Origin of the sequence: Microbacterium sp. As-52, from assembly GCF_049949185.1 — a bacterium.
GTDB lineage: Bacteria > Actinomycetota > Actinomycetes > Actinomycetales > Microbacteriaceae > Microbacterium > Microbacterium maritypicum_A.
This window is the reverse complement of the sequence record NZ_CP188171.1, coordinates 2,129,907-2,153,947: the sequence shown is the minus strand read 5'-3', so window position 1 is coordinate 2,153,947 and position 24,041 is coordinate 2,129,907. Positions and strand designations below refer to the sequence as shown.

Sequence of the window (24,041 nt, the reverse complement as noted above, 5' to 3'; positions counted from 1 at the left end):
ATCGATTGACACAGTTTTTGGGAAGGCGATCTTCGACGATCAAGGCCGACCGCCCCTCGGTGACGGGCGGAACGATCGAGGTCTTGGCTCGAAGGAGTCTCGATGCGCGAAGGACTTCGCTACCGGGACGACATGCTGTCTTCCGCACCACGCCGTCTTCCACCACCGCGCTGTCCTCCGACGCGCGCCTGCAGATCATCCCATCCGAATCGCCATCGGTTCCGAACAACGGTCGATGGGCGATATTCGTGCGCCCTCCGCACCGTATGCACGACCGAGAGAAGCCCCGATGATCGAATCGACGACACCGCCACTCGCCGCGCTCGACGGCTACCGCAATGTCACCGACCTGCTCGTGGTGCGCGCCGCTTCGGCTCCGGATCACGTCGCCTTCGAGGTCGAGGACGCGCGCTCCGGGTCATGGCGGCCGATCACGACGCGCGCCTTCGAAGCCGAGGTGCGCGCGCTGGCGAAGGGCTTCATGGCCCAGGGCATCCGGGCGGGCGACCCGATCGCGATCATGGCGCCGACGCGCTACGAATGGGCCGTCGCCGACCTCGCCGCCTGGTTCGCCGGCGCCGTCGTCGTGCCGATCTACGACACGTCGTCGCCATCGCAGGTGGATGCCATCGTCGCCGATGCCGGTGTGCGCCTGGCGATCGGCGGCACCGCCGAGCACGCGGCACTCCTGCAGGACGCACTGGCGGTGTCGGACTCCGACACGATCGGGGCCTGGACGATGGATGCCGGGACATCCGCCGCCCTCGCCGCGCTGGTCGCGAGCGGCAGCGGCGTCACCGACGAGGAGCTCGAGGCCCGCAGGACGACCGCCACTCAGGACGACCCCGCGACGATCGTCTACACCTCGGGCACCACGGGCGAGCCCAAGGGCGTGGTCCTCACCCATCGGAACTTCCTCGGTCAGGTGCTGAACATCGCCGCGGCGTACAGCGAGATCGTGAACGAAGACGGCAACACCGTCATCTTCCTCCCGCTCGCCCACGTGCTGGCACGCGGCCTCCAGCTGATCTGCCTGGCCAGCGGCATGCGCATCGCACACCTGTCCGACCCCTCGACGGTCGTCGCCACCCTCGACACGCTGCGCCCGACGTTCCTGGTCGTCGTGCCGCGAGTGCTGCAGAAGATCCAGGCGGCCGCCGCGGGCAAGGCCGCCGACAAAGGACTGGCGGGAGTCTGGGCGAAGGCCGAATCGACGGCGATCGCCTGGGGTCGCCGCGCCGAGCGGGTCGATGCCGGCAGACGCGTCGCGAGGGACCGCGGCCTCCACGTGCGTCACCGCCTCTTCGACGCCCTCTTCTACCGGCGTCTGCGTGCCGTGATGGGCGGGCGCGTCGGCTACATCCTCTCGGGCGGAGCGGCCCTCGACACCGACCTCTCGCTCTTCTTCCGCGGCATCGGGGTCCCCGTGATCGAGGGCTACGGGCTCACCGAGACCACTGCACCGCTCACCGGCAACCTGCCGGGGCGTATCGCCTCGGGCAGCGTCGGCGCGCCCCTCCCCGGACTCACGGTGCGCATCAGCGACGAGGGCGAGGTGCTCGCTCGCGGCATCGGCGTGTTCGACGGCTACCGCAACCCGGCTCACGACGACGGCGCCTTCGTCGACGGCTTCTTCCGCACCGGCGACCTCGGTCGTCTCGATGCGCAGGGCCGGCTGATCCTCGAAGGGCGACTCAAAGACGTGATCGTGACCTCGAACGGCAAGACGATCGTGCCGACCCGCTGGGAGAGCGCGGTGGAGGCTCATCCACTCGTCTCGCATGCGGTGATGGTCGGCGAGGGGAAGCCGTACCTCTCGGCGCTGCTCGTGCTCGACCCGGAACAGGCCGCGGAATGGGCCGATTCCGAGGGGGTCAGCGTCAGCTCGAGGACGCCATCCGACTTCCGCACGGTGGACGACCCGACGCTGCGCGCTCACCTGCAGCGCGCCGTCGACGCCGCCAACGTACTCGTGGCGCGCAGCGAGCAGGTGCGCCGGTTCAGCGTGGTCTTCGCCGACCTCGACGACCGCGGGCTCGTCACACCCACCATGAAGCTCAAGCGGAGCGTCGTGCTGGATCGCGCAGCCGTCACCGTCGAAGACCTGTACCTCTGAGAAACAGAAAGCACACCATGTCCTCCCCCACGCCCTCCGACGCCAAGTCATCCCGCTCCTCGGTCATCGCGATCCTCGCGGCCCTCGTGATCGGCACGCTCGTCGCGGTCGCCGGCAGCCAGAACGGCGCGACGATCGGCGGCATCCCGCTGTTCGCCCTGGCCGTCGCGGCCGCGTTCGCGATCCAGGTCATCGCGTTCATCCCGGCGATGCTCCTGCAGACCGAGCGATTCTTCGACCTCACCGGCAGCCTCACCTTCTTCGCGATCTCTGCGTCGCTGGTCCTGCTGACGCCACAGCCCGACGCGCGCAGCTGGATCCTCGCGGGGATGGTGATGCTGTGGGCGGTGCGCCTCGGATCCTTCCTGGCCCTGCGCGTGCACAAGGCCGGCTCGGACGGACGCTTCGACCAGATCAAGGGCTCCCCATTGCGGTTCCTGCAGGTGTGGATCATCCAGGGCGCGTGGGTGTCGCTGACCGCGGCCGCGGCATGGATCACGATCAGTGCGGACTCCGCCACCCGCGCACCCATCGGATGGCTGACCGTCGTCGGGATCGTCGTGTGGGTTCTCGGCATGGTGGTCGAGATCGTCGCCGACGCGCAGAAGTCGGCATTCCGTGCAGACCCGCGCAACCGGGACGAGTTCATCCGCACGGGACTGTGGTCGCGGTCGCGCCACCCGAACTACTTCGGCGAGATCGTGATCTGGGTGGGCGTGTTCCTCACCGCCGCCCCCGTGCTCGTCGGGTGGCAGTGGATCGCGCTGCTCTCGCCGCTGTTCGTGATCCTGCTGCTCACCCGGGTCAGCGGCATCCCGCTGCTGGAAGCGCGCGCCGAGAAGAAGTGGGGCGATCGCGCCGACTACATCGCCTACCGCGAGAACACGCCGGTGTTGATCCCGAAGCTCACGCGGGGCGCGGTGCAGGAGACGGCGGCGTAGACCGGATCGCGCGACGGGTGAGGAGCGCGACGGGGATGTGACCGGCAGCGAGGACGACCGCGGCGAGCGCGATCCATGGATTGCTCAGCCACCCCGCAGCGCAGAGGAACACGACCACCGGCATGACCGCCATCGGCACCGGAACGCGCCAGAGCGAGGCGTAGAGCAGAGTCTGCTCGCGGCCCTCGACGATGTACCGACACCACAGCACGTCGTAGGTCGCCAGCGCGACAGCGGCAGGAAGCACCCACCACCAGATGATCGCGCCGGGGACCGTGATCACCGGCACGACGAGGCACAGCGCCTGCCCCGCCCGTTCGACGCCTTCGAGGGGCCGCGGCACGCGCACGAGCACGTTCCGCCCGCGCGGAGGGAACCACATCAGCAGGAGATTGGGAGCGAGCACGACGATGCTCACGATCAGCCCGAGCGGTGAGAATCCCACGCTCGAAGGCTACCGACTTCGTCTCCCCGCACACATCGGGCCCCGACACTCGGTGCCCGCGGACATGACTTCGACCGCCCGGCACGAGAGTGTGGAGACGAACCGGCGTTCTGCTTGAGAGCACCCGCCGCGAGAGCACGCCCGAACAAAGGAGTCTCCATGTCCAGCGAAACCCTGGTCGTGCCGCTCGTCGACCAGCTCGACGCATTCTTCGGTCAGTACACGGCTGCGGGTCAGTCGCCGGGGCTCGTGTACGGACTCGTCGGCACCGACGGACTGGAGCACACCCGGGGGTTCGGGACCGCCGACGACGACGGCACCGCCCCTGACGCCGACACGGTCTTCCCGATCGCCTCGATGACCAAGAGCTTCGTCGCACTCGGCGCCCTGCTCGCCCGAGACCGCGGGCTCCTCGACCTGGAAGCCCCCATCACCGACTTCTATCCGGAGTGGCACGGCACGGTGGGTGACGAACCGGCTGCCGCCCCGACGCTGCGGCAGCTGCTCAGCATGGGCGGCGGGCTCACCGAGGACAACTCGTGGGTCGACCCGTTCCTGGGCCTCTCCGAGGCGGAGCTGGTCGAACGGATCAGACCCGGCTTCAACTACAGCACCCATCCGGGAAGTGCCTTCGAGTACTCGAACATCGGCTTCACGATGGCCGGTCTCGCCGTAGGCAAAGCCGTGAGCCGGCGCGTGGAGGACTGGGTCACCGACGAGATCCTGCATCCGCTCGGGATGAACAGCACCTGGTTCGACAACCGCGCACCGGAAGAGGGATTCCGCCGAGCGGTCGGCTACTCGCTGAACACCGACGGCGACTGGGTGGGGTTCCCTCCCGCCGTGTCCGATGCCATGGCCGCTGCTGGCGGCATGCAGTCGACGATCAACGACCTCAGCATCTGGGTGCGCTTCCTCGCCGCCGCCACACAACCCGCGTCGACACCCGCGAGCAGTGACGATGCCGTCGTCAGCCGGGCGTCACGGCGCGAACTGCAGCGCATCCATCAGGTCGACATCCCGTCGCTCCAGGCACGCCCCGAAGGCACCTGGAAGTTCGTCACCGGGGGCTACGCGCTCGGACTCTTCGTGCGCGAAGACCTGCACCGCGGACGCATCGTCACGCACAGCGGCGGACTTCCGGGATTCATCCTGAACATGGTGTGGCACGCAGGATCCGGGAAGGGCGTCGTCGTGTTCACCAACAGCCACCGGAGCAACCCGGTCGCCCTGTCGGAGGACGCCCTGTTCCGCGCCCTCGCCTTCCACGACACCCCCGCCCGCACCGTGCAGCCGTGGCCGGAGACGCATCGGCTGATGTCCGCCGCCGACGAGCTGATCCGCTCCTGGGACGACGGTACGGCCGCCGCGATCTTCGCCGACAACATCGACTTCGACCGCCCGCTCCCCCAGCGCCGAGCTGCGATCGACGAGCTCATCGCCCAGGTGGGCCCGCTGCTCCGCGACCGCGGCGCGCCCGAGGTCGTCTCCGCGGCGACCCCGGCAGACATCACCTGGTCGATCCCCGCCGAACGCGGCGAGCTGATCTGCATGATCCACCTCACCCCGGTGCGCCCCGCACAGATCCAGGAGTTCGAGGTGATCGCCGTGGAGCGGAGCGTTCCGCGTGCCGCACGACCGACCGACATCTCCGCCCGGCGCCGCGCCTACGCCCGACCGACCGTGAGCTCGATGCCGAACACGCGCGTGCTCTGAGCCGCGGCCGCGTTCCCGACGTCGCGTCAGCCTCGCGGATCGAATCGGCGCACCGGGTGTGTCGCCGCGACGAGCGCGCGCAGCCCCTCCAGGTCGGCAGCAGCAGCGCCCAGGGCACGCGCCTGCACGAGCACGTTGCCGAGAGCGGTCGCCTCGACGGGACCGGCCAGCACCGGGAGCCCGGAGCGATCGGCGGTGGCCTGGCAGAGGAGCGCGTTGAGCGAGCCGCCCCCGACGAGGTGGATCACGTCGACCTCGCGGCCCGAGAGGGCGGATGCCGTCCGCACGGTCGCGGCGAAGGCCGCCGCGATGCTCTCCACGATGCTGCGCGCGAACGCCGCACGGCTCGTCGGAACAGAGGCCCCGTCCGCCTGGATCAGCGCGGCGATGCGGGCGGGCATGTCGCCGGGCGCGCTGAGCGAAGGATCGTTCGCATCGAACAGCGGCACCCCATCCGAAACCGCGGCTGCCGCAGCGAGCAGCTCCGCCAGATCGATCGATGCGCCGTCCTCCCCCTCCCACGCCCGCACGCTCTCGCTCAGCAGCCACAGACCGGTGACGTTGTGCAGGAAACGGTATCGACCATCGACGCCGAGCTCGTGGGTGAAGTTCGCCTCGCGTGCGGCATCCGTCAGCACGGGTTCGGTCAGCTCCAGTCCGACGAGACCCCACGTGCCGCACGAGATGTACGCGGCGGAAGGCGACGTCATCGGCACGGCGACCACTGCCGAGGCGGTGTCGTGCGAACCGACCGCGATCACCGGGAGGTCGGCGCCGATCCGGGCGGCGAGATCCGGACGCAGCGACCCGATCACCGCGCCGGGGTCGATGAGCGGAGGGAGGATGCGCGACGGGATGCCGATGCGCGATGCGAGATCGGTGTCCCACTCCCCGTCGTCCACTCCGAGCAACCCCGTCGTGGAGGCATTCGTCCGCTCCGCCGCGCTGACGCCCGTGAGCAGGAACGCGATCAGGTCGGGGATGAGCAGCGCCACGTCCGCGTCCGCGATCCGCTCGTCGACCCGGTACTGGTACAGGGTGTTGAAAGGCAGGAACTGCAGTCCGTCGCGGGCGTAGAGATCGGCGAACGGAACGATGTCGTGCACCTCTGCGACGCCCCGGGCGGTGCGGGAATCGCGGTAGTGGAACGGCTCGGCGAGAAGAGCGCCGTCCGCGAACAGCCCGTAGTCGACGGCCCAGGAATCGATCCCGATGCTCTCGATCGCCGGTTCGCGCCGTACCGCCTCCGCCAGACCCGCCACGACGTGCTCGTACAGGGCCGAGAAGTCCCAGTGCAGACCGTCGTCGCGCTCGACAGGGCCGTTCGGGAAGCGCGACACGAGCTCGAGCTCGAGCCTCCCCTCCCCGATCCGCCCGATCATCACACGGCCGCTGGTCGCCCCGAGATCGACGGCCGCGACCGCGCGCACGCTCATCGCAGGAACGCCGCGGCGACGCCGGAGTCGACGGGGATGTGCAGACCCGTGGTGCGGCTGAGCTCGGGACCGGTCAGCACGTAGACCGCGTCCGCGACGTTCTCGGGCACGACCTCGCGCTTGAGGATCGTGCGGTTCGCGTAGTACTGACCGAGGTCTTCTTCGGCGACGCCGTAGGTCGCGGCACGGTTCGCGCCCCAGCCCGAGGCGAAGATGCCGGAGCCGCGGACCACGCCGTCGGGGTTGATGCCGTTCACACGGATACCGTACTCGCCGAGCTCGACCGCGAGCAGCCGCACCTGGTGCGCCTGGTCGGCCTTGGTGGCGGAGTAGGCGATGTTGTTGGGGCCGGCGAAGACCGAGTTCTTGGACGAGATGTAGATGATGTCGCCGCCGAGCTTCTGATCGATGAGCACGCGGGCGGCGGCCTTCGACACGAGGAACGACCCCTTGGCCATCACGTCGTGCTGCAGATCCCAGTCCTTCTCGGTGGTCTCCAGCAGCGGCTTCGACAGCGAGAGGCCGGCGTTGTTGACCACGAGGTCGACGCCGCCGAACGCGAGCACCGCCTCGTTCAGGGCGGCCTGCACGGCCTCGGCGTCGGCGACGTTTGCCGCGATGCCGATCGCGACATCGGTGTTGCCGAGCTCGGCGGCAGCGGCCTGCGCCTTCGAGGCGTCGAGGTCGGCGACGACGACACAGGCGCCCTCGGCCGCGAGGCGGGTCGCGATGGCCTTGCCGATGCCGGATGCGGCGCCGGTGACGAAGGCGATACGGCCCTGGTGCGACTTCGGCTTCGGCATGCGCTGCAGCTTGGCCTCCTCCAGCGCCCAGTACTCGATGTCGAACTTCTCGGCGTCGGAGATCGGCGAATAGGTGGACAGAGCCTCGGCGCCGCGCATCACGTTGATCGCGTTGACGTAGAACTCGCCGGCGACGCGGGCGGTCTGCTTGTTCGCACCGTAGGAGAACATGCCGACACCGGGGATCAGCACGATGAGCGGGTCGGCGCCGCGGATGGCAGGAGACGTGGCCGTCGCGTGCGCGTCGTAGTACGCCTGGTAGTCGGTGCGGTACTGCTCGTGCAGCTCGTGCAGGCGCGCGATCTGCTCCTCGGCAGACGCCGTGGCCGGCAGGTCGAGGATCAGCGGCTTCACCTTGGTGCGCAGGAAGTGGTCGGGGCAGCTGGTGCCGAGCGCGGCGAGGGCGGGCGCCTGTTCCGACGCCAGGAAGTCAAGGACGACGTCGGCGTCGGTGAAGTGTCCGACCATCGGCTTGTCGGTCGAGGCGATGCCCCGGATGGTGCCGGCGAGGGCCGCAGCGCGCTCACGGCGCTCGGACGCGGGGAGGGCCTCGAAGCCCGAGCGGACGCCGCCGAACGGGTCGGCCTTGCCGTGCTCGGCGATGTAGTCGGCCGCGGTGTCGATGATCCAGAGGGAGTTCGCCTCGGCCTCCTCCGACGTGTCGGCCCAGGCGGTGATGCCGTGCCCGCCGAGGATGCAGCCGATCGCCTGAGGATTCTGCTTCTTGATCTCGGCGATGTCGAGTCCGAGCTGGAAGCCGGGACGACGCCACGGCACCCAGACCACCTTGTCGCCGAAGATCTTCGTCGTCAGCGCCTCACCGTCGGCCGCGGTGGCGATCGCGATGCCCGAATCGGGGTGCAGGTGGTCGACGTGCGCGGCGTCGACCAGGCCGTGCATGGCGGTGTCGATCGACGGGGCGGCACCCCCCTTGCCGTGCAGGCAGTAGTCGAAGGCGGCGACCATCTCGTCTTCGCGGTCGAGTCCGGGGTACACGTCGACGAGCGCGCGCATGCGGTCGAGGCGCAGCACGGCGAGACCGCTCTCGGTCAGGGTGCCGAGGTCGCCGCCAGAGCCCTTGACCCACATCAGCTCGACCGGCTGGCCCGTGACGGGATCGGTCTCGGTGCCCTTGGCCGAGGTGTTCCCTCCGGCGTAGTTGGTGTTCTTCGGGTCGGCGCCGAGGCGGTTCGACCGGGCGATCAGAGCGGCGGCGGTGGCGTTGGTCATGACTCTCCAAGACAGGGGCGATGCACACGACCGTGTGCACTCGTGCTGTTACTTCTTGTGAAAGATAACACGAACTGACGTCGTGGAGAAGGGGTGTCTGGCGAGGGCGTCTGGGAGATTCAGAGGATGTCGGCGATATCCCGGAAGGCATCCAACCGCTCGTCGCCGGGATCGAGCTCGGTGATCAGCACCGAGATCTCGTCGCGCTCGAGCGCGCGGGCCACCGACCGACGCCCGAGCTTGCTGGAGTCGACGCACACCACCGTGGTGCCGGCGTTCGCGGCCATCGCCTGCTTCAGCTCGGCTTCGTCCACCGAGACCTCGGACGTGCCGTCGGCGCCATCGAGCGCGTCGGCCGAGGAGAAGAAGGTGTCGAAGTAGACCGAACGCATGCTCCGACGGGCGATCGGGCCGACGAGACTGCCCGTGGTGGGCTCCGCGGTGCCACCGGAGATCACCGCTGTCACGCCGTCGAGCGGATGAAGCACCTGGAACGACTCGAAGGAGTTCGTGTAAGCCGTGAGCCCGGCGCGCGGACCGATCACCGAGGCGAGCATGTTGACGGTCGACGACGCGTCGAGCGCGATGCTGCCACGAGCCGGGACGAGTCGCAGCGCCTTCTCGGCGATCGTCCTCTTCGCGCTCGCCCTGATGGCCCGGCGCGCATCGAACGGGCGCGCTCTGGGGGCGGCGGTCGCCCCACCTCGCACCCGACGTACTCGGCCCTCCGCCTCCAGCTCGAGCAGGTCGCGTCGGATCGTCATCGACGACACCGCGAACAGTTCGGCAGCGGCCTCGATCATCACGCCCTGCGGGCCGTTCGCGAGTTCGACGAGTTCGTCTCGACGTCGTTGCGCCTCGAGATTGCCGGAAAGAGCCATGGGAGGAATCTATCCGGTGTGCACGCCGGGGCCGATCCCCCGATCATCGACCCTCGCTCTGTGCGCTCATATGAGCGGCTGGTGTCGTGAGGTGAGCGCCGCCGCTAGGCTCTGCTCATGCTCGGAAACACCACGGAACCTCTTCTCGGCCGCATCGCCGTCGTCACGGGCGGGGCGCGGGGCCTCGGTTACGCCATGGCCGAGGCACTGGCGACCGCCGGCGCCGATATCGCCCTCCTCGACCGCCTCGACACCGTCGCCGATGCCGCCGACGCCCTGCAGTCCGAGACGGGGCGGCGTGGCATCGGCGTCAGCGTCGACGTCACCTCCGACGCCTCCGTCGCGGCTGCCTTCGACGCCGTCGCCGCGCAGTTGGGCGTGGCCGACGTGCTCGTCAACAGCGCGGGCATCACGCTGGGCACGCCCCTCCTCGACACCACGCCAGCGGACTGGCGGCGGGTGCTCGACGTCAACGTCACCGGCACCTTCGTCACGAGCCGTGAGTTCGCGCGCCGGCACGTCGAGGCCGCACGAGGAAACCCGGCCAGCGTGGTCAACGTGTCGTCGATGTCGGCGTTCGCGGTGAACATCCCGCAGACCCAAGCGGTCTACAACACGTCGAAAGCCGCGGTGTCGATGTTCACCAAGAGCGCGGCGATCGAGTGGTGGCCGCACGGCATCCGCGTCAACGCGATCGCCCCGGGGTACTTCGCCAGCGACATGACCAGGGACTTCGTGGCGGAGAACCCCGAGATGGCCGATGAGTGGGTGCGGCGCATCCCCGCCGGGCGGATGGGGGAGCCCGAAGAGCTCGGCGACCTCCTGGTCTACCTCGCGAGCGAGCGGTCGAGCTACGTCATCGGGCAGAGCATCCTCATCGATGGTGGTTACACCAGCGTGTGAGGGGCCGCCGGACGGGAGGCCCGGACCCTAGGCTGAGGGACATGCCCGAACTGCCCCTCGGCTCGGCGACCTTCCGAGCTGCCGCCGTCGACCTCGGAGGGTCCAGCGGTCGCGTCGTGAGCGCGACCGTCGACGGGGATCGGCTGCGGATCGACGGGGTGCACCGGTTCCGCAACCGCGCGTTCACGGACGAGCTCGGACTGCGGTGGGATGCCCAGCGGCTGTACCGCGACGCGGTCGCCGGTCTCGCGGCGCTTCGCCGCGAGGGACCCGCCTTCGCCAGTGTCGGCGTGGACGCCTGGTCGGGAGACTACGGGCTGCTCGCCTACGACGGCCTGCTCGATGCTCCCTTCCACCAGCGCGATGCCCGCACCGACCGCAGCTTCCCCCTCGTCGACGCGATCCTCCCCGCCGCCGATGCCTTTCGAGACACCGGGGTCACCGCCCTCCCGATCATGACGATCTACCAGCTGATGGCCGACCGGGAGGCCGGGCGTCTCGACACCGTGCAGCGGATGCTGCTGATGCCCGATTTGCTCGCGCACTGGCTCGGCGCCGAAGAGGTCGCCGAGGCGACGAACGTCTCCAGCACCGGCCTGGCCCTCCCCCGCGGTGCCGGCTGGGATGCCGGCCGGATCGACGCGCTGGGCCTGCCGGCGCGGATCTTCCCCGAGATCGTCGCGCCCGGCACCGTGACCGGGCGTGTGGCTGGCGGCATCCTGGCGCCCGGGGATGCCACCGACATCACCGCCGTCGCCTCGCACGACACCGCCAGCGCCGTGATCGCCGTCCCCGCGCGCGACGAGGACTTCGCCTTCGTGTCGTGCGGCACGTGGATCCTCACGGGTGTCGAGGTCGATCGCCTCATCACGAGCGACCGGGCCCGCGAGGCGGGTTTCACGAACGAGCTCGGCCTCGACGGCACCGTGCGGTTCCTCCGGATCGCCGCCGGGCTCTGGATCATCAACGAGTGCATGCGGGAATGGGGGCTCGACGGCTGGGGAGCGCGCAGCACCGCCGCCCGTCGCGAGCTGCTGGCCCGTGCCGACGCCGCCCCGAGCACCGGGGTGCCGATCGACACCGGAGACCCTCGCCTGCTGCGCCCCGGGCAGATGACCGCGCGCATCGCGGAACTCGTCGCCGAGGCCGGCGGACGCATGCCCACCGACCGCGCCGCCGTGGTGCGGCTGGTGCTGGAGAGTCTCGGGGCGTTCGTGGCCCGACAGGTCGACGAAGCAGCGGCGCTCTCGGGTGTGGACGTGCGGGTGATCCACCTGGTCGGCGGCGGCTCCGAGTCGTCGATCCTGGCGCAGGCCGTCGCCGACCGCTCGGGGCGCGCCGTGGTCGCGGGGCCGTCGGAGGCCACGTCGATGGGCAACATCCTGGTGCAGGCCCGCGCGCACAGCGCGGTGCACGGAGGTCTCGGCGATCTGCGCCGCGTGGTGCGCGCCTCCACCGAGCTGCGGCGCTACGAGCCCGTCCGCCGCTGAGCGGGCAGGTCGGTCCTGCTCAGACCGCGGTCTCGAGCAGGCGCCGGGCGAGAGCGGCGTCGGTCACCAGGGAGTCGACGATCCCTGACCGCAGGGCGGCAGCGACGGCACCCGTCTTCGAGGTGCCGCCCGCGACCGCGATCACCTCGGGGATACGGCGCAGCTGCTCGGTGGATACCGCGAGAGACCGCTCGGCCACCGACCCCACGACGGCACCGTTCTCGTCGATGAGCGTCGCGCAGATCTCGGCCTTCACCCCCGCCGCGAGCAGTTCGTCGAGCGCGCCCGCGCGCCCGGCATTGTCGTACAGCTGCGAGTCGGGCGGGCTCCAGGAACCGATCGCGACGACGGCCTTGGTCACCGAGTCGAAGCGGCGGAAGGTCTCCATGATGCCGGGCTCGCGACGCAGGGCCGAGGCGGTGGCGGCGGTCTCGACCAGCAACGGGGCGAAGATCGCGCGGGAGCGTCCCCCCGAGATGCGGCTCACCTGGCGGATCACCTCGACGCCGTTCTCGGGCGTGGGGGCGGCGACGCCGGCGAGCTGCACCACCTCGCACGTCGCCAAGGTGCGCAGGTGTCCGGCCATCGCGGTCAGGGTGCGTCCGGCCGTGAGCCCCAGCACGTCGCCCTCGGTGACGATCTCGCTGAGCAGGTCGGCGGCCGCGCGCCCGAGCCGATCCTGGATGAGGTCGGGCGTGGTGCCGGGAGTGAGCACCGCGAGAGCGCGCGTCAGCCCGAAGCGGGCGCGCAGCTGCATGGACAGGTCGAGATCGAGGGAGTCCGGTGCCTCGATCGTGATCTTCACCAGCCCCTGCTCGAGCGCATCCTCCAGCATCCGCGCGATCTTGAAACGGGAGAGGCCGAGTTCGTCGGCGATCTCGATCTTCGTCCGCCCGTCCAGGTAGTGCCGGCGCGCGACGTGCGAGATCCGCACCAGTTCATCGGGTCCCATGTCGCCTCTTCGTCTCGCGTCGTGTCAGGTCGGTTCAGCATATCCCGGTTTCTCCTTCTGCGCTCATATGAGCGGCCAGTTGTCTCATCCGTCACGCATGGCTAATGTCGGTCGAGCAATCACGACCCCACGATTGCACCCGCACCACGAGGAGCCCGATGAAGCGCACTGAACTGCCCACGACCATGCGTGCGAGCGTGCTGGTGCGCGCCGGCGAGCTCACGGTGGCGACCCGCCCCGTGCCGATCCCGTCCGCCGATCAGGTGATCGTGCGGGTGAACGCGGTCGGCATCTGCGGCTCCGACGTCCACTACTTCCACGAGGGGCGCATCGGCGACTTCGTCGTGGAGGAGCCGCTCGTCCTCGGCCACGAAGCCGGCGGCACGATCGTCGCGGTCGGGGCCGACATCGACGACGCCCGCGTCGGCGAGCGCGTCTCGATCGAACCGCAGCACCCCTGCCGGGTGTGCGAGTTCTGCCGCAGCGGGCGCTACAACCTCTGCCCACGGATCGAGTTCTACGCCACCCCGCCGATCGACGGCGCCTTCGCGGAGTACGTCGCGATCCAGGGCGACTTCGCCTACACCGTTCCCGATTCCGTGAGCGACGACGCCGCAGCGCTCATGGAGCCGCTGTCCGTCGCCATCGCGGCCGTGCAGAAGGCCGGTGTGCGACCCGGGAGCCGCGTGCTCATCACCGGGGCGGGGCCCATCGGCATCGTCACCGCGCAGACCGCACGCGCATTCGGTGCCACCGAGATCGTGATCAGCGACCCGATGGCCGAGCGTCGCGAGGTCGCCCTCCGGTTCGGCGCGACCGCCGCCGTCGACCCGGCGGCCGGACCGCTCGGCTCGGGATACGACGCCTTCGTCGACGCCTCGGGATCCCCCGTCGCCGTGAAGCAGGGCATCTCGGCACTGAAGCCCGGCGGCCTCGCCGTGCTCGTCGGCATGGGCGCCGACGAGATCGCCCTCCCCGTCTCCACGATCCAGAACCGCGAGCTGATCGTCACCGGCATCTTCCGCTACGCGAACACCTGGCCCACGGCGATCGAGCTGGTCGCGTCCGGCGCCGTCGACCTCGATGCGCTGGTCACCGGGTCGTTCGGCCTCGCCGAGGTGCGCGAGGCTCTCGATTCCGCCTCGCACCCCTCGACCCTGAAGAGCATCGTGCGTCCTGACCGCGAGCACGCGAGGGAATCATGACCGACCTCGAGCGCACGGGGAACATCACCCTCGACGAGCAGCCCGACATGCTCGCGTGCATCGACATCCGCAAGGCGTTCGGCGGAGTGCCCGTGCTCAAGGGCGTGGGGCTGCACCTCGTGCCGGGCACCGTGACGGCGCTCGCGGGCGAGAACGGTGCCGGCAAGTCGACTCTCATGAAGATCGCCTCCGGCCAGATGAAGGCCGATGCCGGTCGTGTGCTCGTGCGCGGAGAGGAGCTCACCGCGGGATCCGCGCGCGACGCCCACCAGCGCGGCATCGCCATCGTGCCGCAGGAACTGGCCTCGATCCTCGACACCACGGTGTACGAGAACATCTTCGTGGGGCGGGAGCTGCGCAACCGGTTCGGGCTGGTCGACCGCCGCCGCATGGCCAGGGAGGCCCGGCAGATGCTCGCCGAGTTCGGCGTCGACATCGATCCCGGAGCCCGGATGGGATCGCTGCCGGTGGGACTGCGGCAGATCGTCGAGATCGTCAAGGCGACCAGCACCGGCGCGCGGGTGCTGCTGCTGGACGAACCGACCAGCGCGATCGCCGAGCGCGAGGTCGCCCGCCTGATCGAGAGCATGCGCATGCTGCGCGACCGCGGCGTCGCGATCCTCTTCACGACGCACAAGATGGAGGAGATCCGCGCGATCGCCGACCGGGTCGTGGTGCTCCGCGACGGCGGCCTCGTCGCGGATGCACCGCTCTCAGAACTCAGCGACGACGACATCGTGACCGCGATGATCGGCCGCGAGCTCGAAGACCTGTTCCCCGACCTGCCGCCGGCTTCCGACGACATCGCCCTCTCGGTGCGCGGGCTCGAGTACACACCGGCCCCGCAGCCGGTCGACCTGCAGGTGCGCCGCGGTGAGATCGTGGGGCTCGCGGGGCTCGTCGGCGCCGGACGCACCGAGCTGATCGAGGCGCTGTTCGGCGTGCGCTCCGCGACTGCGGGTGAGATCGCCGTCGGAGGCGCTCGCGTGCGTCGCGGACGCCCCGCCGACGCGATCACCGCCGGCATGGCCTTGGTCCCTGAGGACCGCAAGGGCGCGGGAGCCGTGCTCAGCATGGACATCCTCGCCAACGCGACCCTGCCGCGCATGAACCAGTTCTCGGTCGCCGGATGGCTCAAGGGCCGCAGCCGCGTGGACGCCGTCTCCGAGGTGATGAGCTCCGTGCGCCTGCGCAGCCGTGGTCTCGGGCAGCTGATGGAGACGCTCTCGGGCGGCAACCAGCAGAAGGTGGTGCTCGCGCGCTGGCTCACCGGCGAGGTAAAGGTGCTGCTGCTCGACGAACCCACCCGCGGCGTCGACATCGGCGCCCGCAGCGAGATCTACCGCATCATCACCGACCTCGCCGCCTCGGGCATGGCCGTGGTGATGGCGTCGAGCGACATGCCGGAGATCCTCGCCCTGTCGCACCGCGCTCTCGTGCTCAAGGACGGCGGCGTGGTGGCGGAGCTCGACCGCACCGCCCTCCAGCAACCCGACGTGCAGGACCGCATCTTCCGACTCGCGAGCGGACTCGACACCTCCGACGCACCTTCCGCAAAGGACGACCAATGACCGACACCCGCACCGCCGCGCCGACCTTCGTGCCCGAGTCGGAAGTGAAGCGCTTCAGCCCGACCTGGTTCGGCGACCTCGCGATCCGCTACGCGATGGTGATCGTGATGGTGCTCATCATCGCCTTCTTCCTCTACCGCAGCGCGCGCTTCGGCACGGTCGACAACCTGCAGACGATCCTGGTCGCGGCGGCACCGTTCGCCCTGATCGCCCTCGGGCAGACGCTCGTGATCCTCACCGGCGGCATCGACCTCTCGGTCGGCAGCGTGATCGCCGCAGCGGCCGTGTTCGGCAGCCTCACCGCGAAGGCGTTCCCGGATCAGATCTGGCTCGCGATCGTCGCCGGAGTCGTGGTGGGGTTCATCGCCGGGGCCATCAACGGCTTCGTGGTGTCGGTGATCAAGGTGCCACCCTTCATCGCGACGCTCGGCATGCTCACCCTCGCGTCCGGTGTCGCCTACGTCGCGGGCAACGGCGCCCCCATCACCGGGCTGCCGGCCGACTTCTCCCGCATCGCCAATGCCCAGTTCGGCGGGCTCACCCTGCCGGTCATCCTGATGATCGTCGGCATCCTGGGACTCGCGGTCATCATGCGCCGCACCGCCTGGGGTATGCGGGTCTACGCGATCGGCGGCAACCCGATCGCCGCCGGCATCGCGGGCATCAACGTCGGCCGCACCATCTTCAGCGTGTATGCCATCTCCGGCATGCTCGCCGGCATCTCGGGCGTCATGCTCGCCAGCCGTGTCACGCTCGGCGCTCCGAACCTCGGCGTCGGCTACGAGCTCGACGCGATCGCGGCGGTCGTGATCGGCGGCGCGAGCCTGCTCGGCGGCCGCGGCTCGATCTGGGGGACCGCCCTCGGACTGCTCCTCATCCAGACCCTCAACAACGGCCTCGACATCCTGACCGTGCCCGCCTACTGGCAGAAGGTCATCAAGGGGGTGCTCATCGTCGCGGCGGTCGCCGTGGACGTGTGGGCGACCCGACGACGAAGCCGCTGACCGATCACGACGAAGAACCCTGCTTCATCGCACCATCCAACGAGAGGAATCCCATGTTCACCAAGAAGAGCCGCATCGCCGCGGCTTTCGCCGTCACCTCCGTCGCCGCGCTGATGCTCGCCGGATGCGGCGCGGGCGACCCGAACGCGAATACCGGCAGCGGAGACGACAGCGGCCAGGAGCGCATCACCATCGGTGTGAGCGTCTACGACATGTCGTCGTTCGTCACCGAGGGCAAGGAGGGCATCGAGCGCTACGCCGAGGAGAACAACATCGAGATCCTGTGGAACTCCGCAGGGCTCGACGTCAACACCCAGGCGAGCCAGGTCGACCAGTACGTCACCGCCGGTGTCGACGCGATCGTGGTCATCCCGGTGCAGGCCGACTCGCTGCAGCCGCAGATCGCCGCCGCGAAGGCCGCCGACATCCCCTTCTTCGACGTCAACGCCTCGCTCAACAGCGAAGACCTCACCGGTTCGGTGCAGCCCGACGACGTGGCCGCGGGCGAACAGGAAGCGCAGATGATGATGGAAGCCCTCGGCGGGAAGGGCAACGTCATCATCCTGCAGGGTCCGCTCGGAGGCTCGGGCGAGATCAACCGCGGCAAGGGCATCGACAACGTGCTCGCCGAGAACCCCGACGTGAAGGTGCTCGCCAAGGACACCGCGAACTGGAAGCGCGACGAGGCCGTCAACAAGGTCAGCAACTGGATCTCGGCCTTCGGCGACGACATCGACGGCGTGATCGCCCAGAACGACGACATGGGGCTCGGTGCTCTGCAGGCGCTCAAGGAAGCCGGGATGACGGATGTGCCGATCGTCGGCATCGACGGCATCGCCGACGGGCTCGAAGCCGTGAAGAACGGCGACTTCATCGGCACCTCGCTGCAGAACGGCACGGTCGAGCTGTCGGCCGGCGTGGCCTACGCCGCGGCCATCGTGCGCGGAGAGGACGTCAAGGAGAACCCGGTCTACCTGATGCCCGCGATCACGAAGGACAACGTCGACGAGGCGATCGGCCACGTGGTCACCGAGCGCGACGCGTTCCTGAAGAACCTCAGCGAGATGACCAACAAGAACCTCAAGAGCGGCAACATCGCTTACGAGGGTCTCACCGGCCAGTCGGAGTGACGGCCGCACCCGAGCCGCGAGGATGCTTCGGCGTCTTCGCGGCTCGGGTCGTTCACGGATGAGGGAGAGGCAGATGCCGTCGACGTACGTCGCCGGCGTGGATTCGTCCACGCAGAGTTGCAAGGTGACCGTGCACGAACTCGCGACCGGGGAGGTGGTGCGCACCGGACGGGCGTCGCATCCGCCCGGCACGGAGGTCGCTCCCGAGGCGTGGTGGTCGGCCCTGCAGCACGCGATCGTCGACGCCGGCGGTCTGGACGACGTGGCCGCGATCTCGATCGCCGCGCAGCAGCACGGGCTCGTGGCACTCGACGCGCAGGGGCACGTCGTTCGCGACGCGCTGCTCTGGAACGACGTGCGCAGTGCGGACGCCGCGGCGGCGCTCGTGGCGGAGGTCGGCGCGCAGGAGTATGCGCGTCGGGTCGGAGTCGTGCCCGTGGCGTCGTTCACCGGAGCCAAGCTGCGGTGGCTGCGTGATCACGAGCCCGCGAACGCAACCAGGGTCGCTGCGGTCGCCCTGCCCCACGACTGGCTCTCCTGGCGACTGCGCGGGTACGGGCCCGTCGGTGCGTCCGCGCTCGGTCCCGCCCTCGACGCCCTCGCCACCGACCGCTCCGACGCGAGCGGCACTGCGTACTGGAGCGCCTCCACAGGCGCCTACGACCTCGACCTGCTCGAGCGTGCGTTCGGTCGCGTCCCGATCCTCCCCCGCGTCCTCGGGCCCGCCGATCGGATGGGCGTCATGCCCGGAGGCACCGCGGTCGGAGCCGGTCTGGGCGACAACGCCGGTGGTGCGCTGGGACTCGGCGCCCGACCGGGCGACGCGATGATCTCGATCGGCACGAGCGGCACGGTCTTCGCGGTCGCGGATCGGCCCCTCGCCGACCCCACCGGAACGGTCGCCGGCTTCGCCGACGGAAGCGGGAATCATCTCCCGCTCGTCGCGACCCTCAACGCAGCCCGCGTGCTCGATACGGTCGCCGGGCTGCTCGGCGTCGATCACGACGCACTCGCCCGCCTGGCGCTGGCCGCCGAACCCGGAGCGGACGGCCTGGTCCTGCAGCCCTACTTCGAAGGGGAGCGCACCCCGAACCGCCCGGATGCCACCGCCACGCTGTACGGCATGTCGCTCGCCTCGACACGACGCGAGACGCTGGCGCGCGCTGCGGTGGAGGGTCTTCTGTGCGGTCTGGCCGACGGCCTCGACGCGATCCGTCGGTGCGGCGTGCCGGCCACCCGCATCCTGCTCATCGGTGGGGCCGCGCGCAATCCCGCCGTCTCGCAGATCGCGGCTCAGGTGTTCGATGTGCCGATCGTGGTGCCGGGCATCGACGAGGCCGTCGCCCGAGGGGCGGCGGTGCAGGCGGCCTGGGCCCTCACGGACGAGCGCCCGTCCTGGGCAGACGGCGAGGCGCGGTCGTTCGCGGTCGACCACCGTCCGATCATCCGAGAGCAGTACGCCGCCCGCGTCTGAGCCGGGCGGCGTACTGCTCTGCAGAGGACCTGCGGTCAGGCGCCCCAGCCGGCCTGCACTCCGCCCACCCGCTCGGCGGCGATCCGCTCCTGGTAGCCGGAGGCGAGATAGGCGGCCATCGGATCGGCGGCGAGACCGCGCGACTCCCGCCATTCGGCCAGGGCGGGCCGCACGTCGGTGTAGAAGGCATCCATGAAGAGGGCGTTCGCGGCGAGCACGTCGCCCGACCTCTGGGCAACGGCGAGCGCGTCACGGTCAACGAGCAGCGCACGCGCCGTCATCTCCTGCACGTTGAGCACCGAGCGGATCTGGCCGGGGATCTTGTCCTCGACGTTGTGGCACTGGTCGAGCATGAACGCCACGTCGGGGTTGTTCAGGCCGCCACCGCGGATCACCTCGAACAGGATGCGGAACAGCTGGAACGGGTCGGCCGCGCCCACGATCAGGTCGTCGTCGGCGTAGAAGCGCGAGTTGAAGTCGAACGAGCCGAGCTTGCCGAGGCGCAGCAGCTGCATCACGATGAACTCGATGTTCGTGCCCGGGGCGTGGTGGCCCGTGTCGAGGCACACCATCGCCTTGTCGCCGAGCGCGCTGACCTGCGCGTACGAAGTGCCCCAGTCCGGGACGTCGGTGTGATAGAACGCCGGCTCGAAGAACTTGTACTCGAGCACGAGGCGCTGGTCGTCGCCGAGGCGGTCGTAGATCTTCTGCAGCGAGTCCTGCAGGCGGTCCTGGCGCCCGCGCATGTCGGCCTGGCCCGGATAGTTCGACCCCTCGGCCAGCCAGATCTTGAGGTCGCGGCTGCCGGTCGCATCCATCACGTCGATGCAGGCCAGGTGGTGGTCGATCGCCTTCCGCCGGATCGCGGCGTCCTCGTGCGTGAGGGCGCCGAACTTGTAGTCATCGTCCTGGAACGTGTTGGAGTTGACCGTGCCGAGGGTGACTCCGTGATCCTCGGCGTGCGTGCGCAGATCGGAGTACGAGTCCACCACGTCCCACGGGATGTGCAGCGCCACCGCGGGAGCGAGTGCCGTGTAGCGGTTGACCTGGGCGGCGTCGGCGATCTTCTCCCACGGATCCCGCGGGGTGCCGGGGGTGCCGAACACCTTGAAACGCGTGCCGGAGTTGCCGAAGGCCCAGCTGGGGAGCTCGATGCCCTGCTTCTCGAGGATGGCGAGGTTCGAGGGGGTGAGGATGCTCACGATGCACTGCTTTCGTTCTGGAGACCGGAGGAGGAGAGCTGGTCTTCGAGGTGGAACACCTCGGGAAGTGTGGGGGCGGCCTGGTCCGGTCGGCCGTCGAGGCCGACGAAGAAGCGACTCATCTCGGCCTCCCAGCGCGCGGCGACGGGCGACGCGGCGAGATACGCCTGGGCCGCGGCGTCGTCATCGGTCTCGTAGTAGCCGATGAGCTCACCGTCGGGAGCGAGGAACAGCGAGTAGTTGCGGCGTCCGGCCGCCGCGATCTCGGCGAGCATCTCCGGCCACACGGGCGCGTGACGCTCGCGGTACTCGTCCAGGAGCTCCGGTCGCACCTGGAGCTTGACGCATACGCGGGTCATGAGGGCCTTTCTGCGAGCGCCCGGCCGACCACTGTGCCGGCCGGGCGCCCGGTGTGCATCAGAAGTCGAACTCGCCGATGTTGTCGGCGTTGAACACGAACGGGTCGCCGAGCAGCACGACGCCGTCGTCTCCGACCGTGTACTCGCCGAGGTCACCGGCGGTGAAGCTGTCGCCCTTCTTGCCCGTGATGTCGCCCTCGATGAGCGCCTGCGCCGCGAAGGCCGCGAGGTAGCCGAGGTCTTCCGGGTTCCACAGCGCGAACGACGTGACGGTGCCGTCCTCGACGTATTCCCGCATCTGGTTCGGGGTGCCGAGCCCGGTGAGCGCGACCTTGCCCTTGTAGTCCGAGGTCGACAGGTAGCGGGCGGCTGCGGCGATGCCGACCGTCGTGGGCGAGATGATGCCCTTGAGGTCAGGGTGGGTCTGCAGCAGGGCCGCGGTCTTGTCGAACGACGTCTGGTCGTCGTCGTCGCCGTAGACGGTCTCGACGAGCGTGATGTCGGGGTAATCGCTGGCGAGGTACTCCTTCATCAGGTCGATCCAGGCGTTCTGGTTGGTCGCGTTGGCCGAGGCCGAGAGGATGGCGATCTCTCCGGCGCCGCCGATCTGCTCGGCGATCTGGTCGACCTGCACCTTCGCGATGCCCTCGGAGTCCGCCTGGTTGATGAAGACGTCGCGGCATTCCGGGTTGGTGTCGGAGTCGAAGGTGACGACCTTCACGCCGGCGTCGCGCGCTTCGTTCAGCGCGTCGCAGATCGCCTTCGGATCGTTCGCCGAGACGACGAGTGCTCCGACGCCCTGCTGCGTGGCCGTGTTGATGTAGCTGACCTGCGCATCGGGGGTGGCTTCGGCCGGCCCGACCTCGGCGAACGTGCCGCCGAACTCCTCGACGGCCGCCTTGCCGCCCTTGCTCGACGTGTCGAAGTAGGGGTTTCCGAGGTTCTTGGGCAGGAAGGTGATGGCGAGGTTGCCGTCTCCGCCGCCGTCGCCGCCGTCTCCGCTGCCGGTGCTCGCGCATCCGGACAGGGCGACCGCTGCGGCCACCGCGATGGCGGCGAACGCGGTCACACGCTTGCGTGCAAACATCATTGTTCTGTTCCTTTCGTGAGGGGTGCCGCTATTGCGGCGTCGGCGTCATGAAGCTGTGGGTGCGGCGCCGGTGGTCGAACGTCCTGGTCTGCGCCGAGCCTTCTGCAGCCAGGCGAGGAAGCTGGCGGCGACCACCGAGACGATCAGCAGGGCGCCGGTGATGATGTTGATCACGTCGGAGGTCACGTTCATCAGTCGCAGCGCGCTGGCGAGTGAGCCGATGAGCAGGGCCGCGGCGACGACGCCGTAGAGCTTTCCCCGCCCGCCGAACACCGAGACCCCGCCGAGGACGACAGCGGCGATCACCTGCAGCTCGAGGCCGGTGGCGTTGTCACCTCGCGCGCTGCCGTAGCGGAGCGTGTAGAACACCCCGGCGAACGCGGCGACCACTCCGGAGAGCACGAAGAGGATGAACTTCGTCCGCTCCACGTGCACGCCCGAGAACCTGGCGGCGTCCTTCGACAGTCCGATCGCGTACACACCACGCCCGAACGGGGTGTAGTGCAGCAGGAGGATGAAGCCCACCAGCAGGAGCAGGAAAGGGATCATGACCACGGGGATCGTCGTGCCGGCGAGCTTCGCCTTGGCGAGGTCGGTCCAGAACTCGGGGAACTCCGTGACCGCCGCGGTGCCGAGCAGGCCGACCGCGAGGCCGCGGAACAGCGCGAGGGTTCCGATGGTCACCGCGAGCGAGGGCAGGCCGACGACGGTCACGAGGAACCCGTTGAAGGCACCGCCGACCAGACCGACGAGCAGCGCGGCGAGCGCGGCGACCTCGAAGGGGATCCCGCCCTGCACGAGCGCTCCGGTGACGACGCTGGAGAGCCCCACCATGCTGCCGACCGACAGGTCGATCTCGCCGGTGATCATGACGAGCGTCATCGGCAGGGCGATCAGGAGGATCGGGGCGATGTCGAGGAGCAGGTAGGTGAGCGTGATCGGCTGACCGAAGCCGCGCACCGTGATCGCGGAGGCGATGACGACGAGGACGAGCAGGGCGACGATCGCCATCTCCCTCGTGAGGAGCACACGCCGCCAGAGCGGCTTGTCGAAGTCGCGGATCACCCGGGTGGTCGCGGTCGCGGTCGCGGCGGTCATGACTTGTCCCTCGCTTCGATGAGCCGTCGTTTCTGGCGGACGGCGAGGACACGGTCGAGCACGATCGCGCCGATGATCAGGAGGCCGACGACGGCGCGCTGCCAGAAGTCGGGGATGCCGAGGATGGGAAGGGCCCGGTTGATCGTGAGCAGCAGCACCGCACCGATCGCCGCCCCCCAGACCGAGCCGATGCCGCCGGTGATCGCGACGCCGCCGATCACGGCCGCGCCCACCGCGTCGAGCTCCCACCCGGCTCCGGCCTGCGAGTTGATGGTGCCGTAGCGGGCGGCGTAGAACACCCCGGCGAGACCGGCGAGCGCACCGGAGACGACGAAGGCGGTCAGCACGCGGCGCGTGACGCGGAGGCCGTAGAGCTCCGCGGCCGCGGGATCGGATCCGATCGCGTAGTACTCGCGGCCGCCACGGGTGTTCTTCATGTACCAGGCGGCTGCGGCGAGCACGATGAGTGCGACGATCGTGAGGATCGGGATGCCGATGAGCTGCCCGGTGCCGAGGGCGAGGAAGTCCTTCGGCATGTCGGAGGCGTTCACCCGGTCGCTGCCGGTCCACAGCACGTTGATGCCGCGGTAGGCGTAGAGCGTGCCGAGGGTGATCACCATGGCGGGCACTTTGGCGAAGGCGACCAGCGCCCCGTTGATGAGTCCGAGGAGGGCTCCGAACACGACGGCGGCCACCACCACGATCATGATCGGGATGCCGGGGACGTTGATGAACAGGCGACCGGTGAGGTAGGCGGTGAGCCCCATGACCGAGCCGACCGAGAGGTCGACGTTGCGGGTGATGAGGACGATGGCCTGTCCGACGGCGACGAGCACGAGGATCGACGGCGTGAGGAGCAGGTCGCGCCAGCCGTCGGGGCTGAACAGGAAGTTGGAGTTGTTCGTCGTGGCGGCGATGATCACGAGCGCCAGGGCGAGGAGGATGCCGAACTCTCGCGCCCTGCCGAGGGCTGCGAACCTCTTCGTCATCGAGGA

General features: G+C 69.5%; 20 protein-coding genes. 10 read left to right on the top strand and 10 right to left on the bottom strand.

The window, feature by feature from the left end; genetic code table 11:
• The first annotated feature begins 289 nt into the window (after positions 1-289).
• Both ACLFA2_RS10305 and ACLFA2_RS10300 read left to right on the top strand, forming a co-directional pair.
• Positions 290-2,116: an AMP-dependent synthetase/ligase gene (locus ACLFA2_RS10305; RefSeq protein WP_426621235.1), complete on the top strand. Its 1,827-nt coding sequence runs from the start codon at positions 290-292 to the stop codon at positions 2,114-2,116.
• Positions 2,117-2,133: 17 nt separating this feature from the next.
• Positions 2,134-3,057 carry a DUF1295 domain-containing protein gene (locus ACLFA2_RS10300; RefSeq protein WP_426621234.1) on the top strand — a complete coding sequence of 308 codons (924 nt, stop codon included), beginning with the start codon at positions 2,134-2,136 and terminating at the stop codon, positions 3,055-3,057.
• On the opposite strand, the gene ACLFA2_RS10295 is transcribed toward ACLFA2_RS10300, so the two are convergent.
• Positions 3,023-3,502: a hypothetical protein gene (locus tag ACLFA2_RS10295; protein WP_021201656.1), complete on the bottom strand. Its 480-nt coding sequence runs from the start codon at positions 3,500-3,502 to the stop codon at positions 3,023-3,025. The two genes, ACLFA2_RS10300 and ACLFA2_RS10295, sit on opposite strands and share 35 nt — an antisense overlap.
• 159 nt (positions 3,503-3,661) lie before the next feature.
• Between ACLFA2_RS10295 and ACLFA2_RS10290 the strand changes: the two genes are divergently transcribed.
• Positions 3,662-5,218: a serine hydrolase domain-containing protein gene (locus tag ACLFA2_RS10290; RefSeq protein ID WP_426621233.1), complete on the top strand. Its 1,557-nt coding sequence runs from the start codon at positions 3,662-3,664 to the stop codon at positions 5,216-5,218.
• 26 nt (positions 5,219-5,244) lie between these two features.
• On the opposite strand, the gene ACLFA2_RS10285 is transcribed toward ACLFA2_RS10290, so the two are convergent.
• From ACLFA2_RS10285 to ACLFA2_RS10275, 3 genes are all read right to left on the bottom strand, one after another.
• The gene (locus tag ACLFA2_RS10285; RefSeq protein WP_426621232.1) at positions 5,245-6,654 is read right to left on the bottom strand and encodes a rhamnulokinase; all 1,410 of its coding nucleotides are present in this window, start codon (positions 6,652-6,654) and stop codon (positions 5,245-5,247) included.
• The gene (locus tag ACLFA2_RS10280; RefSeq protein ID WP_167255221.1) at positions 6,651-8,687 is read right to left on the bottom strand and encodes a bifunctional aldolase/short-chain dehydrogenase; all 2,037 of its coding nucleotides are present in this window, start codon (positions 8,685-8,687) and stop codon (positions 6,651-6,653) included. Before ACLFA2_RS10280 ends, ACLFA2_RS10285 begins: the two co-directional genes overlap by 4 nt.
• Positions 8,688-8,806: 119 nt before the next feature.
• On the bottom strand, positions 8,807-9,568 hold the full coding sequence (locus ACLFA2_RS10275; RefSeq protein WP_167255219.1) for a DeoR/GlpR family DNA-binding transcription regulator: 762 nt from the start codon (positions 9,566-9,568) through the stop codon (positions 8,807-8,809).
• Positions 9,569-9,685: 117 nt separating this feature from the next.
• Here ACLFA2_RS10275 and ACLFA2_RS10270 point away from each other — a divergent pair, with 117 nt between their 5' ends.
• Both ACLFA2_RS10270 and ACLFA2_RS10265 read left to right on the top strand, forming a co-directional pair.
• Positions 9,686-10,471, top strand: coding sequence for an SDR family NAD(P)-dependent oxidoreductase (locus tag ACLFA2_RS10270; RefSeq protein ID WP_426621231.1), 786 nt, complete (start codon positions 9,686-9,688; stop codon positions 10,469-10,471).
• A 41-nt stretch (positions 10,472-10,512) separates the two neighbouring features.
• On the top strand, positions 10,513-11,961 hold the full coding sequence (locus tag ACLFA2_RS10265) for a rhamnulokinase (protein WP_167255215.1): 1,449 nt from the start codon (positions 10,513-10,515) through the stop codon (positions 11,959-11,961).
• A gap of 19 nt (positions 11,962-11,980) precedes the next feature.
• Here ACLFA2_RS10265 and ACLFA2_RS10260 read toward each other — a convergent pair whose 3' ends face one another.
• Positions 11,981-12,913: a sugar-binding transcriptional regulator gene (locus tag ACLFA2_RS10260; protein ID WP_322955441.1), complete on the bottom strand. Its 933-nt coding sequence runs from the start codon at positions 12,911-12,913 to the stop codon at positions 11,981-11,983.
• Positions 12,914-13,071: 158 nt separating this feature from the next.
• Here ACLFA2_RS10260 and ACLFA2_RS10255 point away from each other — a divergent pair, with 158 nt between their 5' ends.
• The 5 genes from ACLFA2_RS10255 (at position 13,072) to xylB (ending at position 19,297) form a co-directional block, all read left to right on the top strand.
• Entirely contained in the window at positions 13,072-14,118 is a 1,047-nt protein-coding gene (locus tag ACLFA2_RS10255; RefSeq protein ID WP_426621230.1) for an NAD(P)-dependent alcohol dehydrogenase, read from the top strand.
• Positions 14,115-15,689 carry a sugar ABC transporter ATP-binding protein gene (locus ACLFA2_RS10250; RefSeq protein ID WP_426621229.1) on the top strand — a complete coding sequence of 525 codons (1,575 nt, stop codon included), beginning with the start codon at positions 14,115-14,117 and terminating at the stop codon, positions 15,687-15,689. Before ACLFA2_RS10255 ends, ACLFA2_RS10250 begins: the two co-directional genes overlap by 4 nt.
• Complete coding sequence (locus ACLFA2_RS10245) at positions 15,686-16,693, top strand: ABC transporter permease (protein WP_322955445.1); 1,008 nt, start codon at positions 15,686-15,688, stop codon at positions 16,691-16,693. The genes ACLFA2_RS10250 and ACLFA2_RS10245 overlap by 4 nt, the downstream gene beginning before the upstream one ends.
• Positions 16,694-16,806: 113 nt before the next feature.
• Complete coding sequence (locus tag ACLFA2_RS10240) at positions 16,807-17,823, top strand: substrate-binding domain-containing protein (protein WP_373695054.1); 1,017 nt, start codon at positions 16,807-16,809, stop codon at positions 17,821-17,823.
• A 73-nt stretch (positions 17,824-17,896) separates the two neighbouring features.
• A complete protein-coding gene (gene xylB / locus ACLFA2_RS10235) occupies positions 17,897-19,297 on the top strand; it encodes a xylulokinase (protein ID WP_426621228.1) in 1,401 nt (466 codons plus the stop codon).
• A 35-nt stretch (positions 19,298-19,332) separates the two neighbouring features.
• Here the strand turns inward: xylB and rhaI are convergent, their stop codons facing one another.
• From rhaI to ACLFA2_RS10210, 5 genes are read right to left on the bottom strand one after another with little or no spacing between them, the layout of a single operon-like run.
• A complete protein-coding gene (gene rhaI, locus ACLFA2_RS10230) occupies positions 19,333-20,499 on the bottom strand; it encodes an L-rhamnose isomerase (protein ID WP_021201643.1) in 1,167 nt (388 codons plus the stop codon).
• Positions 20,496-20,858, bottom strand: a complete 363-nt coding sequence (locus ACLFA2_RS10225) for an L-rhamnose mutarotase (RefSeq protein ID WP_021201642.1) — start codon at positions 20,856-20,858, stop codon at positions 20,496-20,498. The genes rhaI and ACLFA2_RS10225 overlap by 4 nt, the downstream gene beginning before the upstream one ends.
• A 58-nt stretch (positions 20,859-20,916) precedes the next feature.
• Complete coding sequence (rhaS, locus tag ACLFA2_RS10220; protein WP_029259382.1) at positions 20,917-21,948, bottom strand: rhamnose ABC transporter substrate-binding protein; 1,032 nt, start codon at positions 21,946-21,948, stop codon at positions 20,917-20,919.
• 45 nt (positions 21,949-21,993) lie between these two features.
• The gene (locus ACLFA2_RS10215) at positions 21,994-23,046 is read right to left on the bottom strand and encodes an ABC transporter permease (protein WP_426621227.1); all 1,053 of its coding nucleotides are present in this window, start codon (positions 23,044-23,046) and stop codon (positions 21,994-21,996) included.
• Positions 23,043-24,035, bottom strand: a complete 993-nt coding sequence (locus ACLFA2_RS10210; RefSeq protein ID WP_426622469.1) for an ABC transporter permease — start codon at positions 24,033-24,035, stop codon at positions 23,043-23,045. Before ACLFA2_RS10210 ends, ACLFA2_RS10215 begins: the two co-directional genes overlap by 4 nt.
• Positions 24,036-24,041: the final 6 nt, after the last annotated feature.